Annotated in this window: 16 protein-coding genes; 10 read left to right on the top strand and 6 right to left on the bottom strand. The window is 29.6% G+C overall.

The window, feature by feature from the left end; translation table 11 throughout:
- Positions 1 to 8: 8 nt before the first annotated feature.
- The 4 genes from ACMHJW_RS07585 to ACMHJW_RS07570 all read left to right on the top strand — a co-directional run bounded on the left by ACMHJW_RS07585 (position 9) and on the right by ACMHJW_RS07570 (position 4,999).
- Positions 9 to 497 carry a DUF2271 domain-containing protein gene (locus tag ACMHJW_RS07585; protein WP_413532805.1) on the top strand — a complete coding sequence of 163 codons (489 nt, stop codon included), beginning with the start codon at positions 9 to 11 and terminating at the stop codon, positions 495 to 497.
- A 5-nt stretch (positions 498 to 502) separates the two neighbouring features.
- Positions 503 to 2,692, top strand: a complete 2,190-nt coding sequence (locus tag ACMHJW_RS07580; protein ID WP_413532804.1) for a PepSY domain-containing protein — start codon at positions 503 to 505, stop codon at positions 2,690 to 2,692.
- Positions 2,693 to 2,707: 15 nt separating this feature from the next.
- Positions 2,708 to 3,715, top strand: a complete 1,008-nt coding sequence (locus tag ACMHJW_RS07575) for an FAD:protein FMN transferase (protein ID WP_413532803.1) — start codon at positions 2,708 to 2,710, stop codon at positions 3,713 to 3,715.
- A 129-nt stretch (positions 3,716 to 3,844) separates the two neighbouring features.
- Positions 3,845 to 4,999, top strand: coding sequence for an iron-containing alcohol dehydrogenase (locus ACMHJW_RS07570; RefSeq protein ID WP_413532802.1), 1,155 nt, complete (start codon positions 3,845 to 3,847; stop codon positions 4,997 to 4,999).
- Between the two features lie 105 nt (positions 5,000 to 5,104).
- On the opposite strand, the gene ACMHJW_RS07565 is transcribed toward ACMHJW_RS07570, so the two are convergent.
- The 4 genes from ACMHJW_RS07565 to ACMHJW_RS07550 form a co-directional block, all read right to left on the bottom strand.
- Complete coding sequence (locus ACMHJW_RS07565) at positions 5,105 to 6,679, bottom strand: S41 family peptidase (RefSeq protein WP_413532801.1); 1,575 nt, start codon at positions 6,677 to 6,679, stop codon at positions 5,105 to 5,107.
- Positions 6,680 to 6,736: 57 nt separating this feature from the next.
- Positions 6,737 to 7,336 carry an HD domain-containing protein gene (locus ACMHJW_RS07560; protein WP_413532800.1) on the bottom strand — a complete coding sequence of 200 codons (600 nt, stop codon included), beginning with the start codon at positions 7,334 to 7,336 and terminating at the stop codon, positions 6,737 to 6,739.
- An 86-nt stretch (positions 7,337 to 7,422) separates the two neighbouring features.
- A complete protein-coding gene (locus tag ACMHJW_RS07555) occupies positions 7,423 to 9,537 on the bottom strand; it encodes a S8 family peptidase (protein WP_413532799.1) in 2,115 nt (704 codons plus the stop codon).
- Positions 9,538 to 9,569: 32 nt separating this feature from the next.
- On the bottom strand, positions 9,570 to 9,848 hold the full coding sequence (locus ACMHJW_RS07550) for a hypothetical protein (protein ID WP_413532798.1): 279 nt from the start codon (positions 9,846 to 9,848) through the stop codon (positions 9,570 to 9,572).
- Between the two features lie 111 nt (positions 9,849 to 9,959).
- On the opposite strand from ACMHJW_RS07550, the gene ACMHJW_RS07545 reads away from it, so the two are divergent.
- From ACMHJW_RS07545 to ACMHJW_RS07520, 6 genes are all read left to right on the top strand, one after another.
- Complete coding sequence (locus ACMHJW_RS07545; protein WP_413532797.1) at positions 9,960 to 10,487, top strand: 30S ribosomal protein S16; 528 nt, start codon at positions 9,960 to 9,962, stop codon at positions 10,485 to 10,487.
- Between the two features lie 24 nt (positions 10,488 to 10,511).
- On the top strand, positions 10,512 to 11,036 hold the full coding sequence (rimM, locus tag ACMHJW_RS07540) for a ribosome maturation factor RimM (protein ID WP_413532796.1): 525 nt from the start codon (positions 10,512 to 10,514) through the stop codon (positions 11,034 to 11,036).
- Positions 11,037 to 11,155: 119 nt separating this feature from the next.
- Positions 11,156 to 12,838 (top strand): glutamine--tRNA ligase/YqeY domain fusion protein, encoded by a 1,683-nt coding sequence (locus ACMHJW_RS07535; RefSeq protein ID WP_413532795.1) that lies wholly within the window; start codon positions 11,156 to 11,158, stop codon positions 12,836 to 12,838.
- A gap of 105 nt (positions 12,839 to 12,943) precedes the next feature.
- Positions 12,944 to 13,642: a RadC family protein gene (radC, locus tag ACMHJW_RS07530; protein ID WP_413532794.1), complete on the top strand. Its 699-nt coding sequence runs from the start codon at positions 12,944 to 12,946 to the stop codon at positions 13,640 to 13,642.
- A 28-nt stretch (positions 13,643 to 13,670) separates the two neighbouring features.
- Complete coding sequence (locus ACMHJW_RS07525; RefSeq protein ID WP_413532793.1) at positions 13,671 to 14,900, top strand: polysaccharide deacetylase family protein; 1,230 nt, start codon at positions 13,671 to 13,673, stop codon at positions 14,898 to 14,900.
- On the top strand, positions 14,897 to 15,751 hold the full coding sequence (locus ACMHJW_RS07520; RefSeq protein ID WP_413532792.1) for a hypothetical protein: 855 nt from the start codon (positions 14,897 to 14,899) through the stop codon (positions 15,749 to 15,751). Before ACMHJW_RS07525 ends, ACMHJW_RS07520 begins: the two co-directional genes overlap by 4 nt.
- Position 15,752: 1 nt before the next feature.
- Here ACMHJW_RS07520 and ACMHJW_RS07515 read toward each other — a convergent pair whose 3' ends face one another.
- Together ACMHJW_RS07515 and ACMHJW_RS07510 are read right to left on the bottom strand one after the other, a co-directional pair.
- Positions 15,753 to 17,012 (bottom strand): oligosaccharide flippase family protein, encoded by a 1,260-nt coding sequence (locus tag ACMHJW_RS07515; protein ID WP_413532791.1) that lies wholly within the window; start codon positions 17,010 to 17,012, stop codon positions 15,753 to 15,755.
- On the bottom strand, positions 17,012 to 18,643 hold the full coding sequence (locus tag ACMHJW_RS07510; RefSeq protein ID WP_413532790.1) for an asparagine synthase-related protein: 1,632 nt from the start codon (positions 18,641 to 18,643) through the stop codon (positions 17,012 to 17,014). The genes ACMHJW_RS07515 and ACMHJW_RS07510 overlap by 1 nt, the downstream gene beginning before the upstream one ends.

The raw sequence follows: 18,643 nt of genomic DNA, 5'->3' as shown, positions 1-18,643 counted from the left end.
ACGAGAAGATGAAATTTAATTTAATCAAAAAATTAGTTGGATTAGTTGTTATCTTAATGGCAACAGCCACTTTTGCTCAAACAACAAAATACAAAACAATGATTCAAATGAATAATTACACAGGAAAAGAAGCCTATTTAGTAATTTCATTAATCAATCCAAAAGGACAATACGAAAAGACTTTAGGAATTTTAGGTCCAGACAGCGAATGGTACAATACGCTAAAAGAATGGCACAAATTCAATAGCAAAAAGAAAGAAAAATTAAACGGAATTACAGGAGCTTCAGTTGCTGGAGGAGCAAGAGCTACACGAATCATCGAGTTTGATACAGCGAAATTAAACAAAGGATACAAACTACGTTTCGAATCAGCAGTTGAAACTCAAAAATATGTAGCTAAAGATGCCGAAATTCCATTAAATTCTGCGGATTTAGATAACAAAGCAGGTATCAAAGGTTCTGTTTATATTAAAACTGTACGTTTTATAAAAGTTTAGTAAAAATGACATTATCTATTTGGAGATATGCGCATTTGAGTCTTGCAATTTTATCTTCAACATTTCTAATTATCCTATCTATAACTGGAGTAATTTTAGCTGTTGATGCAATTAACGAAAAATCGCCCGCATACAAAGTAGAAAATTTCGATAACATAACGCTCGCGCAAGTTTTACCAACTTTGCGCGAGAATTATTTTGAAATAATAGAAGTTGGAGTTGATCACAATGATTTTGTGACAATTGACGCAATGGATGAAGATGGAAATTCTATCAAATCTTATATCGATCCTACAACAGGAAAAAAGATTGGTGAAATTGTCCCAAAAAGCGACTTTATCAATTGGACTACAGCTTTACATCGTTCCTTATTCTTAAAAGAAACTGGACGAATAATTATTGGCCTTGTATCTTTCTTCTTATTATTAATCTCTATTAGTGGATTAATTTTAATTGTGAAACGCCAACAAGGAATTCTCAACTTTTTTACAAAAGTTAACAAAGATTCCTTTTCCCAATATTTTCACGTCGTTACTGGACGTTGGTTATTAATTCCTGTTATAATCATCGCATTAACGGGAACATTAATTTTCTTAGCACGATTAGAACCTTTAGTTGGTCAACCAAAAGAAATAGAATATCAAGCCAAAGAAAATTTACAACCAAAAGATTTAAAAGACATTGAATTCTTCAAAAACACAAAATTAAGTAGTGTTGAGAAAATCGAATTTCCTTTTATCCCAGATGATGAAGCCGAACCATTTATTGTTCATTTAAGAAAAAAATCAGTTTCAGTAAATCAAGTAAATGGAGCTATTATTTCCGAATCACTAAATCCTTATTCTGCAATTGTAGAAAAATTCAATATCGATTTACATACAGGACGCACCAATGCAATTTGGGCAGCTATTTTAGGAATTGCTTCACTTAATATTTTATTCTTTATTTGGTCTGGTTTTGTAATCACATTCAAGCGTACAAAAACAAAATTTACCAAGAATAAATACAAAGCCAACGAAGCTGAAATTATCCTTTTAGTAGGATCAGAAAATGGATCAACAGTTGGATTTGCTTCAAAAATTCAAGAACAATTTTTAGCAAATCGAAAAAAATCGTACATCACGCAGATGAATAAATACGAGGTTTTTCCAAAAGCAAAGCAAATTATCATATTCACTTCAACGTACGGAATTGGAGATGCTCCTGCTAATGCAAAGAAATTTGAACAATTATTGAAACAATTTCCACAACAACAAACTATCGAATTTTCGGTTGTAGGATTTGGATCAAAAGCTTATACAGATTATTGTGGTTATGCTGTAAAAGTTGACAAATGGCTGAATGAACAAGAATGGTCAACTCGATTATTAGATTTGAAAACTGTAAATGATAAATCGCCAGAAGAATTTACAAATTGGGTAATTGCTTATAAAGAAACAACTGATATTCCTTTAGCAACAACGCCAGCCATGTATGTTGGAAAAGCACCAAAATTGAAAAATTTCAAAGTTATTTCAACAACTAAAATCACAGAAGATGATGCAACGTTTAAAGTTGTTTTAGATGTAAAAGAGAAATTTAAATCTGGAGATTTATTAGCTATTTATCCCGAAAGCGATCACAAAGAACGTTTATATTCAGTTGGAAAAGTTGATAATAAATTACAACTAATTGTAAAATTGCACGAGTTTGGATTAGGTTCTCAATATTTATATAATTTAGTTGAAAATTCAACAATTAAAGCGCGAATTGTAAAGAATAAAGCATTTAGATTTCCAAAAGCTTCGAAAGTTGTAATGATTGCAAATGGAACTGGAATTGCGCCTTTCTTAGGAATGATTAATGAGAATTCGAAAAAAATTGAAACGCATTTATATTGCGGTTTTAGAAATCAAAACGAAACAACAAACTCTCATCATGAATTTACAAAAAAACATATTTCTACCAATCAACTAAATCAATTTCATATTGCTTTCTCTCGTGAGGAAAATAAACAATATGTAATGGATTTAATAAATCGTGATGCAAAATTCTTTGTCGAAACTTTACGAAATGGTGGAATTCTTATGATTTGTGGTGCACTTGCAATGCAACATGATGTTGAAAAAGTTTTAGAACAAATTTGTCAAGAACATTTGAATAAATCTTTTGAAGAATTTAAAACAAACGGACAATTTTTGACAGATTGTTACTAATCATTTTTTATTAAAATGAAAAAATCTATTTTAAGAAATATATTCACTTTTATATTATTGTATACTCTAACTCCGACGAATGCTCAAATGGTTGGAGTTAGAGATACAATTCTAATGGGAAGTAAATTCAAAATCACATTAGTTGATACAGATTCTATTTCTGTTGAAAAAAGCATCAATAAAGCAATTGATGAAATGATTAGAATCGAGAATTTAATTTCTGATTGGAAACCAACTTCACAAGTTTCACTTGTCAATCAAAATGCAGGAATAAAACCAATAAAAGTCGACCAAGAAGTTTTTGATCTAACCAAACGCGCAATTTATTTTTCTGAATTAACAAATGGTGCTTTTGACATTAGTTTTGGAGCAATGGAAAAAATATGGCGATTTGATGGTTCGATGGAAAAAATTCCAACTCAAGAAGAAATTTCAAAAGCTATTGAAAAAATCGGTTATCAAAATATTATTTTAGATGAAAAAAATTCAACAATTTTCTTAAAAAAAGTTGGAATGAAAATAGGTTTTGGTTCCACAGGAAAAGGATATGCAGCTCAAAAAGCAAGAACTTTTATGCAAAATCATGGAATAAAAGCTGGTATAATTGATGCTTCTGGCGATATGACAACTTGGGGAAATCAACCAAATGGAGAAGCTTGGAAAATTGGGATTACAAATCCTTTCAATCGTCATAAGATGGTCGATATTTTAACGCTGAAAAATGCTGCTGTTACAACTTCTGGTGATTACGAAAAATTTATTCTAATAGATAATGTTCGTTATTCGCACATTATAAATCCTAAAACCGGCTATCCATCTACAGGTATGACAGGAGTTACAGTTATTGGACCTGATGCTGAAATGTGCAATGGTTTTAGTACATCTATAATGGTTTTAGGAAAAGAAAAAGGTTTAGAAATTATCAATCAACAAAAGGATTATGCCGCGCTTTTGATAACAGATAAAGGAAAAATAATTCGTTCAAAAAACTACAAAAAAATTAAACGAAAACTTTCTGAATAGAATCTATAAAACAACTTCAATTGAAGTTTAGAAATAGTTAGCGCAAATGTATAATCATTAGTCGTAAATGTATAGCATGCAAGGCTAGTTCACTGACTAATTTTGTCCCAATAAAAAAAGAAATTAAAAATGGGCAAATTATTCATTGCAAACGAATTATTTCACGGACCAGGAAGTCTAGAGGAATTAAAAAACATTAAAGGTAAAAAAGCTATTGTCGTAACTGGTGGTAGATCTATGCGCGCAAGTGGAACATTAGATAAAGCAGTTGCTTATTTACAAGAAGCAGGATTAGAAACTACTGTATTTGACGGAGTAGAAGAAGATCCATCTTCAGAAACAAGTTTTAAAGGAGCTGAAATCATGCGTTCTTTTGAACCTGATTGGATTATTGGTTTAGGTGGTTGTTCTGCCATAGATGCTGCAAAAATGATGTGGGTATTCTATGAACATCCCGAAACAGATTTTGAAGCTATCACAACTCCATTCACTGTTCCAACATTACGTAATAAAGCTAAATTTATAGCTATCCCTTCTACAAGTGGTACTGGTACAGAAACAACAGGATTAGCTGTAATAACAGATAAAGAAAAAGGTGTTAAATATCCAATCGTATCATACGAATTAACTCCAGATATTGCTATCGTAGACGGTGAAATATGTGCTTCTATGCCAGCCAATGTAACTTCTAATACAGGTCTTGATGCTTTAACTCACTGTGTAGAAGCATACGTATCAAACATTGATAATAATTATGCAGATGTTCTATCTAAAGGCGGTTTAGAAATTGTATTTAACAATTTACCAGAAGCTGTTAAAAATCCAAACAATATTGTTGCTCGTCAAAATATGCACGATGCTTCTTTTATGGCAGGATTAGCATTCAATAATGCATGGTTAGGTATTGTTCACTCTTTATCACATCAAGTTGGTGCTTTATATGGTATTCCACACGGAGCTTCAAATGCTATATTTTTACCAAATGTAATTCGTTATAATGCAAAAGTATCAAAACGTTTTCCTGATTTAGCTAAAATCATTGGTAAAGAAACTGCTGAAGATTTAGCGCAAGCTGTAGAAACATTGCGTGCTGAAGTAAATAACATTAGTTCTATCAAAGAGTTTGGTATTACAAAAGAAGACTGGGACAAAAACATCGATTACATTACAGCTAATGCATTAGCAGATCCTTGTACAGGTTTCAATCCTCGCAAACCTACATTAGAAGAATTGAAAGCTATTTATAACGCTTGTTATGAAGGTGTTGTTTTTGAAGAAAAATAAAATCTTCTGTCAGATATAAATTTTCTAAATATTAAAATCAAAAAAACGATTGTAAAAGAAATTTTTACAATCGTTTTTGTTTTATAATTCTAGGAATAAATCAGATTATTCAACCAACTGAAATTGTTTATTAAGCGATTTATTTCCATTTTTTATATCATTCAAAATCCAATTCAACTCAACATCAAATCGTTTTATTTTATTCACTAAAGTTGGTTTGATTTCTTTATCTGGATAAACACCATGTCCAAGTTCATCACGCTTTTCAATTGGAGAAAGATAAACTGTACCAACAGACATTTTCAATTTGGAATGAGGCAAAGTAAACTTTGGCATCAAGCCAGCAACTGTTCCATTATAATCTCCTCCAGTTTCTTCACCAACAAAAAAAGCACGTTTTTTTGCCTGCAGATTTGCAGAAATTAAAGATGAGGCAGAATAAGATCCTCCATTGATTATTACATATAAATTCTTTTTATAAACTAAATCTTTATCTATTTTCACAAAAGAAAATGGCATATGTAACTCATATTCGTTATCTATATTTTTTGTTGTCGAAAAATACGAATAACCAGATCCTAACCAAAGAAATGGATAAGAAACAACAGGAAAAAGATTGTACAAAGATTTTCCAAAAGAAGTTTTATTCGCAACAATTTTTTTACCTAAAAACGATTTGGAATCATCAACCAAATAAGCATACAAATAATGCGCATCTTTTATATAACCTCCACCATTATTACGAAGATCGAGAACCAAATTTTCTACTTTATGATTTTTAATATCTGTAAACACTTCTTTATACAGTTCTCGTATTTTCCCTTTTCTAAAATCGGTTACTTTTAACACCGCAATCGTACTATCGTTCGTAGGAAAAGTCAAATCTTTGGAATAAGTTTTGGAACTTTTAGAATAACCGTATTTCTTTTGTTTTATCCTTACTTTTCGCTCAACTTCTTTCTGCTCTTTTGTAATTTTTGGCGTTTCTGCAACCTTTTCACTTTTAGTTTTTGGATAGGTACGAAATGTTTTTTTTCGGATGATTGAATTTCCCATTTTAAAAGTAAGTTCAACAGAATCTTTAATGCCTTCTTCCAAAGTCATAAAATTCAGAAACGTACGATTGAAAACATTATCCGAAAAAGTAGTATTATACCCATCTCCATAAACACTTTTTTTATATTTATCGTACAAATATTTAGTTGAAACACTATCTATATAAAACAAAGCTGATCCTGAATTAATTCGATTTTTTTTACTAAGATCATTAACTAAAAAGACCGAATCATTTCTCCAAAAGAAACTATAATCATTAAACGCTGATTTTGAATTTTTATATTTCTTTATTTGCTTCTTATCTAATCGTTTATAAAGTGGATAAATATCCGTATGTCCATGTTTTAAACTTTCGAAAATCGGAAAAAAATTTACATAAAATTCATTTGGTTTTAATGGTTTTGTTATTGCATTTTTTAAGCTATCAAATTTATAATCAATCGAATCTTGACTTAAGTATAAATCTAACTTTGGATGATATCTTTTTAGTTTTTTATAAACAAAATCTACATCTTTTTTTAGTTTATTTACAGGTATTTCTTTTTCTATATGCGCATTGTATTTTTGAAAAGAACTACAAGAACATAAAAAAACAAGTGCTAAAAATGTAAATAATTTATTCATAATCAATATTTATTGATATGGGATTAGAGTTGGATAGTAAGTTAGGATTTTCTGTAATTATTTCACTTCTTGATAAAATTCTTCAACAAATTTCTCCATATATTCATGTCGATTTAATGCCATATTTTTTGCGGTTGTTGTGTTCATCAAATCTTTCAACTTAAATAATTTATCATAAAAGTGTTGCAAACTCGATGCATCTTTAGAATTATCGTATGGGTTATATAAAATAGTACCAACACTACCACCATATGCAAAACAACGCGCAATACCAACAGCACCAATTGCATCTAAACGATCTGCATCTTGTACAATTTCGGCTTCTATTGTTGTTGGTTTATTTCCTTTGCTGAATGAAACTTGTGAAACAATCTCTAATACTTTTTGAATTGTTTCTTCTTCAACATTTATAGATTCTAAAAACGCTCTGATTAATTCTTCTGATTTATCAACTCCGTTATGCAATTTATAATCACCAATATCGTGTGTCCAAGCAGCTAATTCTACCAAAAAAGGATCTGCTTCTTCTGTTTCTAAAATTTTTTTTGCATTTGTTACAACACGTTCTATATGAAAATAATCGTGCCCTGTTCCTTCATCTAAAAAAATTTTCTTGATGTAAGCTTGTGTTTGCGCTAGGATATCTTGTTTGTTCATTATTGATTAGTTTTTATTTCTTGCTAAAATAAAAAACTTCAATAACAATGTTATTGAAGTTTCTATCATAATAAAAAAAATACTATTTATTGTTTCACAATTTTCTTAGAAATTGTTTGTTTATCTGTTTTAATATTAATCACATATACTCCCACTGGTAAATTAGAAACATTGATTTGTTTTTTATCAGTTGATGCTACTTGTTTACCTGACATATCGAAAACAGTCGCAGAAATTATTTTTTCAGTTGTTTTAATATTTACTACGTCTTTCGCTAATGTTGGATAAACTGAAATAGCTTTATCTACAGTTAACTCATCTGTACCAAGAAAGCCTTTTGTTACTCCTGTTACAAGTAATGTATATGGTTGTAAAGCTTCTTTTTTAGAGCTATCAATTAAATTTCCTTTATTCGTAATTACAACTTTATATTCTCTATCAGTTGCAGGTGATTTTATTATTATTTGTTCAATATTATCTACTAAGTTATCCCCTTTTACAGCAGCTCCTGTTGGATTGCTAAGATCTAATTTCCATGGGAAAAACACTTCATTCGTTTTCATATCTATAACTCTCAAATCTAAATCATTAACTAATTTAGATGTTTTGTCATTAGATAGCTCTTTGATTGTATTTTTAAAATTCTCAATTGCTGGATCAATCCAAGAAATCGTAACTTTTAAATCTTCACCAGCTTTTGCTTTAAAAGTTCTTTCGTAATTCTCTCCTGTTTTTTTATCATTACGTTCAAATAATGCTTCTTCATTTTGAATTGAGACAAGAGTTTCTGCTGCTTTTTTCGCATCCATTAATCCCCAACCAAATTTATTATCTGGCCCTTCAAAATCTCCTGCTTCTTGTGTCGTATGAAGTAATAATACTTTAATTTCATCTGCATAAAAATAAAAGTTTTTATCACCAGACATCAGTCTTTTTAACTGAGTAAGGGCTCCTACTACTCCTGTAACTTTTGGAGCAGAATAAGAAGTTCCACTTCCTATTGTATACGGATTAGGCTTTGTGCTAATTGTTGCTTCATTATAAGATGGAGCAATAACATCAGTACCTACAGCAACAATATCTGGTTTTATAGCACCATCTTTTCTTGGACCAGCGCTACTGTAAGAAGAATGTACAATTTGTTTATTATCAGTAAATTTATAATCAGATGCCTCTGAAACATCAACTGAACCAACAACAATAATATTTTTGGCTAACGAACCTAAACTAATACAATTTGCCCCAGAAGAGCAATTATCATTAGGTAAAATATCATCATCTGTATACAATGTATCATCAGATTTATATTTATTAAAGTTGTAAGATTTATAAGCAGAAGGACCATCTCCATACGAATTTCCAGCTGACTTTACAATTGTAAATTTAGGATTAGCATTAACAATTATATCATAATTATAATCATTTGCATAATATGCTCCAAACATCGATTCATCAGCAGATTCAAATTTAGATGAGTCTGTATTATATTGTAATCCATAACCTATTGGATGTGTTTTATCCTCAATTAAACTCCAACCAACATTTGAACCATAAGAGTGATTACTAATATTTTTAGAAAACTCTAAAATTTTCGTATAAATATTTTTCCCTTTCACAGTTGCGAATCCTGCACTACTTACTGTAGCTTTTGGTAAAACTCCCTTAGCTGCATTCTCATAAATTTTCTCTTGACCATCTTGACTAGTAACTCCAATAGTTGCAATACCTTCTGCTGCTATGAAACCTGAAACAGCAGTTGAGTGACTACTAATTCCTTGCGCCCCGTTCTCTAAATCAATTATTCTATTAGATCCTGCTTTAGACTTATCAACAAACTCTTGATGAGCATCATAAACTTTACCTCCATCAAAAATCGTAAGTTCCATGTCTTCTCCATTAATCGAAAAACCTCCAATTTGCGCATTTTGTAATGATTCTACATTGGAAGCTATATTAGCCCTATTGTCTGTTAATTTATTAAAAAAAATAAACTCTTCAGATGCAACTGCAATTGTATTAACATCTTTTTGATGATTTTGAATTGAATTATTCTTTGATTGTTTAGATTGTAATCTATTAAAAAACTCAACATTTTTTTTATTTTCAATAGAAAACTTTTCTTTAAGCTCATCATTGCTTTGAGCATTCGCAAAATTAGTTAGTAAGATTAAAACCGAGAATGAAAGTAAATTTTTTTTCATGCCAAATTACATTTTAGTGTTAATTATTAAATTTAGTTATTATTTGTTTTATTTTGATAAATATTATCCTCTATTATTTGAGAAACATCTTCCTTTTTATTTTTAGTAGAATCTTTAGTCGACATTAAACTATCATATTTTCTTTCTAATTCTTTCTGCTCTTTGTTAAATTTATCTTTCAATTCTTGATTCTGTTTAGACATAGAATCTTCTATTTTAGACACTTTAACTGAATTAGATCTTTTATTTACACATTGATAAAATATTCCAGAAAAAATAATTAAAGCTGTTAATAATAATAGACTTTTCATATTAGTAATTTATAATGATTCTCTAATCTAGTAATTTTTTTAAATAAAATCACTATATTTGCACCTCAAATTTGTAAAACGGGACGAGTTCCCCAAATAATTAGTTATACTATGGCTACAAGAATTAGATTACAAAGACATGGTCGTAAAGGAAAACCATTCTTTCACATCGTAGTTGCTGACTCAAGAGCAAAACGTGATGGTCGTTTCATCGAAAAATTAGGTACTTACAACCCAATTACTAACCCTGCAACTGTAGAATTAAATGTTGATTCTGCTGTAAAATGGTTACAAACAGGTGCTGAGCCAACTAATACTGCTAAAGCTTTATTATCTTACAAAGGTGCTTTCATGAAAAAACACTTATTAGGTGGTGTTGCTAAAGGAGCATTTTCTCAAGAAGAAGCTGAAAAACGTTTTGAAGCTTGGTTAGAAGCTAAAGGTGAAAAAGTTCAAGCTAAAAAAGACGGTTTAACTTCAGGTGCTGCTGCTGCTAAAGCTGCTGCATTAGAAGCTGAAAAAGCTGTTAATGAAGCTCGTGTAAAAGCTGCTCAGGAAGCTGAAGCTGCTGCACAAGTTGAAGAAACTCCTGCTGAAGAAGCAGAAGGTACAACTGAAGAAGTTGCTACAGAAGAATAATTTTTAAGTTCAGAGACGTTCCAAATGACAAAAAATGATTGCTACTATTTAGGTAAAGTTACAAAGAGACATGGTTTCAAAGGTAATTTAATCATTCACTTGGATACAGACGAACCAGAATTATACGATACTTTGGAAGCAGTGTTCATCGAGCAAGATGGTGCACTGGTTCCATTTTTTTTCGAAACTTCTCAGCCTTATCAAGGCACAAAATTATTAGTAAAGTTTGAAGATGTTGAAGACGAAGATGTCGACAAATTAATCAATCGCGAACTTTATTTACCTCTAAAATCATTACCAGAACTTTCTGGAACAGATTTTTATTACCACGAAATTGTTGGTTTCACAATTTATGACCAAACAAATACAGAAGTCGGAACTATAAAATCTGTTAACGATTCTGCTGCACAAGCTTATTTCGAAGTTGATGCGAATGGAAAAGAAATCTTAATTCCAATGATTGACGAATGGATTCTTGAAGTTAATCGCGAAGAAAAAGCTATGCTTATCCAAATTCCTGACGGATTATTAGAAATTTATTTAGGATAAATACACAAACAAATCCTTTTCCTTTTTTACGTTTCATATTTGCTTTAGAAAATCAGAAATTTTCAACAACTTTTTTATTGTCAATTTCGTACCTTTGCAAACTCAATCGTAATTAAAAAATGGAAGAAGAAAAAAAATCATTGAATTTTATTGAGCAAATCATTGAAGATGATTTAGCCAACGGGATGCCAAAAGAAAATTTACGTTTTCGTTTCCCACCAGAACCAAATGGTTATTTGCATATCGGGCATGCAAAAGCAATCTGCTTAAACTTCGGTTTAGGACAGCGTTACAATGCGCCTGTAAACTTACGTTTTGATGACACTAATCCTGACAAAGAAGAACAAGAATTCGTAGATTCTATTCGCGAAGATGTAAAATGGTTAGGATTTGAGTGGGCAGAAGAACGCTATGCTTCTGATTATTTCCAGCAGCTTTACGATTGGGCTGTTCAATTAATTAAAGAAGGAAAAGCGTATATCGACGATCAATCTTCAGAAGTAATTAATGAACAACGTAAAACTCCTTTTGAACCAGGAATCGAATCTCCTTTCAGAAATCGTTCTGTTGAAGAGAATTTAGAACTTTTCGAAAAAATGAAAGCTGGAGAATTTGAAGAAGGAACACATGTTTTACGTGCAAAAATTGATATGGTTTCTCCTAATATGAACATGCGAGATCCTGTTATGTATCGTATTTTGAAACGTCCTCATCATCGCACTGGAGATACATGGAAAATGTACCCAATGTACGATTGGACACACGGAGAATCTGATTATATCGAAGGAATTTCTCACTCATTATGTTCGCTAGAATTCAAAAATCACCGCGATTTATATGAATGGTACGCAAACAATGTTGAGTTACCAAATCAACCTCAAAAACCAAAACAACGCGAATTTGCACGTGGTAATGTTTCGTACATGATTACAAGTAAACGTAAGTTGATGAAATTGGTTCAAGAAGGTGTTGTAACTGGTTGGGATGATCCGCGTATGCCTACAATCTCAGGATTACGTCGTCGTGGTTATACACCAGAAGCTATCAAGAATTTTTGGAATACTGCCGGAATTGCAAAACGTGATAATGTATTAGACATTTCATTATTAGAATTTTCTGTTCGTGACCATTTGAATAAAATCGCTCCACGTGTTTTTGCCGTAATTGATCCAGTAAAAGTTATCATCGAAAATTACCCAGAAGGACAAGTAGAAGAATTAGAAATTGAGAATAATCCAGAAGATGAAACAGCTGGAAATCGTATCGTTCCTTTTACTCGTGAAATTTATATCGAACGTGAAGATTTTATGGAAGAAGCACCTAAAAAATTCTTCCGCTTATCATTAGGAAATGAAGTTCGTTTGAAAGGTGCATATTTCATCAAAGCAGAAAGAGTAGAAAAAGATGCTGAAGGGAATATTACAACAATATATGCAACTTACGATCCGGAAACTAAATCTGGAAGTGGTACAGAAGCTTCTAAACGTAAAGTAAAAGGTACATTGCATTGGGTTTCTGCAACAGAAAATATCCCTGTCGAAGTACGTGAATACGATCGTTTATTTACTGTTGAATCGCCAGATGCAGAGAAAGATGTTGATTTTTTACAATTTGTCAATCCAAATTCTTTAACTGTAAAACAAGGATTTGCTGAACCTGCTTTGAAAGAAGCTAAAACAGAAGATAAATTCCAATTTCAACGTATTGGATATTTTGCTTTGGATCGTGATTCTTCTACCGAAAAATTAATTTTTAACAGAACAGTTACGCTTAAAGATACTTGGGCAAAAGTCAATAAATAATAATCTATTTCATTAAATATCAAGCTCGAACAAATTTGTTCGAGCTTTTTTTATTATCTTTAATTCAGCATATAAAACGCAATATCAATTTCTTATAGATATCGAATGGATTATTTAGAAAATAAAAATTCAATAAAAAATTGGAATGAAGACGATCGTCCACGTGAAAAATTAGCTTTAAAAGGACGATCTTCCTTGTCTGATGCCGAATTGTTAGCAATTATTATGGGAAGTGGAAATCGTGAAGAATCTGCTGTCGAATTAGCAAAGCGAGTTTTAATTTCAGCAAATAATAATTGGAACGAATTGGCTAAATATACAATTGAAGATTTATGCAAATTCAAAGGAATTGGAGAAGCCAAAGCAATTTCAATAATCACAGCACTAGAAATAGGAAGAAGACGAAATTCACAAGAAGTTTTAGAACGAGATAAAATCACTTCGAGTAGAGATGCCGCAACAATACTTCAACAACAAATTGGCGATTTACCAAACGAAGAATTTTGGGTAATGTTCCTGAATCAAGGAAATCGAATTATCAAAACAGAACAAATTTCTCGCGGAGGAATTACGCAAACTGCCGTAGATGTTCGTGTAATTTTCAAAAGAGCTTTAGAATTAATGGCAACTGCAATGATTCTTTCTCACAATCATCCTTCTGGAAATTTAGTTCCGAGCCAATCCGATAAATCTATCACACAAAAAATAAAAGAAGCTGCTTTGTTACTTGATATTCAACTTTTGGATCATCTTATCGTTTCTCAAAAAGATTTTTATTCTTTTGCTGATGAAGGTCTAATTTAATATCTTTAAGTTTTATTGCAGATTAATTTTGAATTCAGAAATCATCATATTTACAGAAAAAATAACAAATCGAATCAATTATATTTTCGATTTCATTTTCATTAATTTTTCTGGAATTAACTACAAAATAACAACAGATTTCAATGAATTTATTCAAACAAATTCACCAAAAATCAATTTTTCTAATCAACTTTTAGAAAATGAAATCAATTTTAAGGTTGATGAACTATTATTGGAAACTAACATTCAAAAAAATATAAATTATTCTACATTAACCGAAATTGGAAAATGTTTCTATTGGCTTTCGCGCTACGAAGAATATATTGCAAAACCTCATCAATTCGATAAACACAACCGTTTTTTAGGTTCAGATTTAGATTATTCCATTCCTATTGTAGATAAAATATGTTTAGAAATTCAAGAAAAAATAAAAACTAAATTTCCTGATATTTCATTAAAAAAAAGAATTTACAAACAAATAAATACTCACGATGTTGATTATGCTTGGAAATATCTTTATCATTCTCCAAAAATAAAATATGGTTCGCTTCTAAAAAAACTTCTAAAAGCTGATTTTAAAGAATTTCTAAATCAAATTAAAATTTTAAATCATCAAGAAAAAGATCCGTATGATACATTTGATTATTTGAAAGATTTAGCTGAAAAACATCAAATTGAAACAATTTTCTTTTGGTTATTGGGCGATTATTCTACATTCGATAAAAATCATCATTGGAAAAATAACGAACAAAAAAAGTTGATTCGAGAAATTTCTACTTGGGCAGAAATTGGAATTCATCCTTCTTATCAATCAAATTATGAAGGAAATAAATTACCAACTGAACTAAATCGATTAGAAAAAATTATAAATAAACCTGTAAAAAAATCTCGTCAACATTTTATAAAATTGAACTTTCCGAACACTTATCAACAATTGTTAATAAATGGGATTTTGGAAGATTATACAATGGGATTTTCGCATCAATTGGGTTTTAGAGCAGGTACTTCTACTCCATTCAATTGGTTTGATTTAACTATTAATCAACAAACATTGTTAACAATTTTTCCTTTTGTTGCAATGGATGTTACATTAAAAAATTACTTAAACCTTTCTCCTCAACAATCAATCGAAGAAATAAAACGATTGAAACAAACAATTAAAGAAGTAAACGGAACGTTTATAACATTGTTCCACCAATCAAACTTAAATGGCGATTGGAAAGATTGGCGAAAAGTATATGAAAGTATTTTTGAATGATTAAACGAATTTCTAGAAAAAAATTAGATACAGATAAATACAGCGCATGTTTAAATAAATCTGTAAACTATCGCATTTATGCAGAAGTTTTTTATTTGGATGCTTTAGTTGGAAATAATTGGGATTGCTATGTTTTGAACGATTATGAAGCTGTAATGCCTTTACCTTTTGTAAAAAAAATTGGTATAAAATTTATCACTCAGCCTATTTATTGTCAACAATTAGGCGTTTTTCATGGAGAGAATTTTACAAAAGAAACTTTTAAACTTTTTGAAAAAAAATTACATCAAAATTTAGTAAGAGCTTATACTTTTAACGAAGAAAATACTGAAATATATCAACCGAAAGGAAAATTAAAAATCAATCAAATAGTCGATTTAAAGCACTTTTCTCAAGATTGTTATAGCAAAATGGTGAAACGAAATGTGAATCAATTTGCAAAACAAGGATTGACAATTAAAGAAAATTTTAAAATAAAATCTTTATTGAAATATAAATCTGAACACAAAAATCATTATGTAAATACTCAATATTACGAAAAGTTGCTTACAATGTTAGCAAACCATAATTGTTTAGATGTTCGATATGTAGATGATGAAGATGTTTTAGGATTTATCTGTTTTGTAAAATCAAAAAATCGTGTTTTTTATTTAGATTCTGCAACTTCGAAAAATGGTAGAAACAGAAAAGTTCCAACCGGAATTCTTCATACTATTCTTCAAGAACTAAAAGGCAAAGATTTAATTTTTGATTTTGAAGGCTCTTCAATTCCTTCTATTTCTCAATTTTATAATGGATTTGGAGCTTGTGTAAAAAATTATACATCTTATTCTAATCTAAATTACTTATAAGCTATATATTATTTTCTAATTGATGTAAATATCGGCTAAAAATAAAGGCTGAATAAAATCCCATTGTTATAAATGTAATTGCTAAAGCGATTGCTGATCCTAAAATTCCTAAAAAATTAGTTAATACATAACCTAAAATCAACATCATTATTATAGAAAAAATGGCAACTTTTAGATTCTTATTGGCTAAACCTACAGCTGATAATAAATTTCCGTACAAATTTCTGAAACACATATTAAATACAATTGCTAGTAAGATTACAAAGAATATCCAACCATTTTCGTTATAATCTTTTCCGAAAACAAAAGGTAAAATCCAATCTTTTGTAAAAAAACCTATTAATAAAATTAGAATACTAATTGGCACAAATAGTTTATAATAATTTCTGATATAAAATTTTAAATACTGAATATTTCTAGAATTGGAAACTATTTTTGAATAATCTGTTTGCATAAAAATTAATGGAATAAACATAAGATTCATTGGCAAAATAATCGCAACTTTATAATTCGCTACAGCTTTTTCATTTAATAACAATCCGATCAAAACTATATCAATCATAAAAAGAAACTCAGATAAAAAATAAGTTAATGACGAATTCATCGAATATTTCCAAAAGTCTTTTTTATTAAAATCTTTTAGTTTGAAAGTTGATGTTGAGAATATTTCTTTTTTATAAAACAAAAGTGCAATCCAAGGAGTTATGCATAAACCAATTAAATAACCATATTTCCCCAAATAATAAGTAAGCGAGAATGCTAAGAATAATCCGACAAGATTGATGAAGATAGAAATTTTAGCAAATTTATCATTCGAATTATGAATACGATAATAGTTTAATAAAAATACATACAAGTAATATCCCAACATACGAATGCTAAAAAACAGAACAATAATCCAAATATTGAAATATTTAAACTCATAAAAACATCCCATTATAAAGAAAGAAATAATAAGTAAAAAATGTCTTTTTAAACCTTCTTTGAAAATATAATTTGAGAGCTGAATTTTATTATTTTTCTCTTTCTCCAATGCTCCATAACGAAGCAAACCTTGTACAGCTCCGAAACCATTTAATGTGATAAAAACACCAAAAAGAGAAGCTATTAAAGTAATTTCACCATAATCTTTTTCCGAAATCATACGAACGACAAAAATTGTATTGCATAAACCAACCACTTTCTCTATTAAAATGGAAAGAAAAACTAACAATCCTTTGTTTTGAAAGAATTCTTTAAGGAACAATACTAAATTTCGCATTACAAATAATGTCTAGCAATAGATAAAACGGTTAATACAGTTGTTTTTTCGATAAAATTTCCAGTTTTATAAAGAGAAATAAGATCATTTTTCAACGTTTCTGATGTGATGAATGAAATTGTATTTTCAAAATAATCATTCATCTTTTCTTGATGTCGTTTATCTTGTTTATAGTAATAATCATAAGCCGTCATTTTTCCAAAATTCTGTTTTTTGAAAATTCTATTTATCAAGATATTAAATGAACGTTTTACAATTTTATCTCCTAAAACTGTATTCTTTTTGGATGTTGGTTTCAGTAAAGTTCTTTCCCAAATATATTTTGTCGTTTCCGGATGATATTGATTTATCCATTCGATATACAATTCCTGATTATATTTCCATTCTTCCGGCAAACTATGAACAAATTTCAAAAAATCTGAATTCATAAAAGGAGAAGTTTGATACGAAAATTCTTCTGCCATATAAGAACCTAAAACAGTTCTATTATATCCAACATTTCGTGTTAAAAAATGCTCTTCATTATCATATTGAGAAATAATATGATTGAATTCTTTTTCCATTCGATGAAATAATCGATCATGAACAACAATTTTTTCTTTTGTCGGAATTGTTTTCTTTCTTTTTCGGTTAAACATTCCAAAAACTCCATCTCCTAATTGTCCACTATGAATCAAACCAAATCGGTTTCGGTTAATCGATTTGTATGCAAAATTTGTATGCAAAGCACCAGAATAAACTACAAATCCATTAGAAACATTGAATATTTCGTCTATTTCAGTAATATATTCACCTCCATTAAGTGCTATAAAATGAAAAGGAATATTATAATCTTTTGCAATCTGTTTTGCTATTATTTCATCCCAATAGTTTTTTTGAGAAAAACAAAATGCTTCGTCAATTTTATAACCATTTTTTAAGGCAACCATTAAAGTCATTCTCGAATCTAAACCGCCGCTTAATAAAGCAAAAGTTTCTTTATTCAACTCTTTATCCTTATCAAATTCTAAACAAACTGCTTGCGTAAATAATCGATCAATTTCTTTTAATGCTTCTATTTTAGAACCTTTAAACCTTGGAAAAGGTGAATAATAAGATGTAATATCTAAATCTAAATTCTTTAAATCAATTGTTAAAATCTGAGCATCATTTAACTTCTTAACTTCCTTAATTGGCGTATAATCTTCTAATGTATTTTCGCAAACTAATAATTGATACATCGCGATTTCATCCAAAGAATAATTCTTGTTCTCTTGTTTTAAACAATTTGTCAACTCAATTAAACTTGTATCAATTATAATATTATTCGCATCTTTATAATAGAGTAACTTTCTTGTCGCTGTAAAATTTGTAAATGCTAAAAGTTGCTTTTTATGCTTATCATACACAAAACCTACAAATTCTCCTTCAAGATATTTAACAAAATCTTTCTCAAAATCTTTATATAATTGATGAAGATAATTTTCGGACAAATTATAACGTTCAATCAATTTAGTATGATTCAATAAAACGCCTTCCAAACAAATCACAATTTCATTGCAATCCACAAAATAATTATCAAAAGACGATTGTTCGAAACGAACTTTATATGTTATATTATCTCTATTAATTTTTAATTGAAATCCTTTCAT

This window comes from Empedobacter brevis, assembly GCF_965118635.1.
In the GTDB taxonomy this organism is placed as follows: domain Bacteria; phylum Bacteroidota; class Bacteroidia; order Flavobacteriales; family Weeksellaceae; genus Empedobacter; species Empedobacter brevis_A.
Note: the sequence above shows the minus strand (reverse complement) of the source record. Positions and strands in the feature narration are given on the sequence as shown.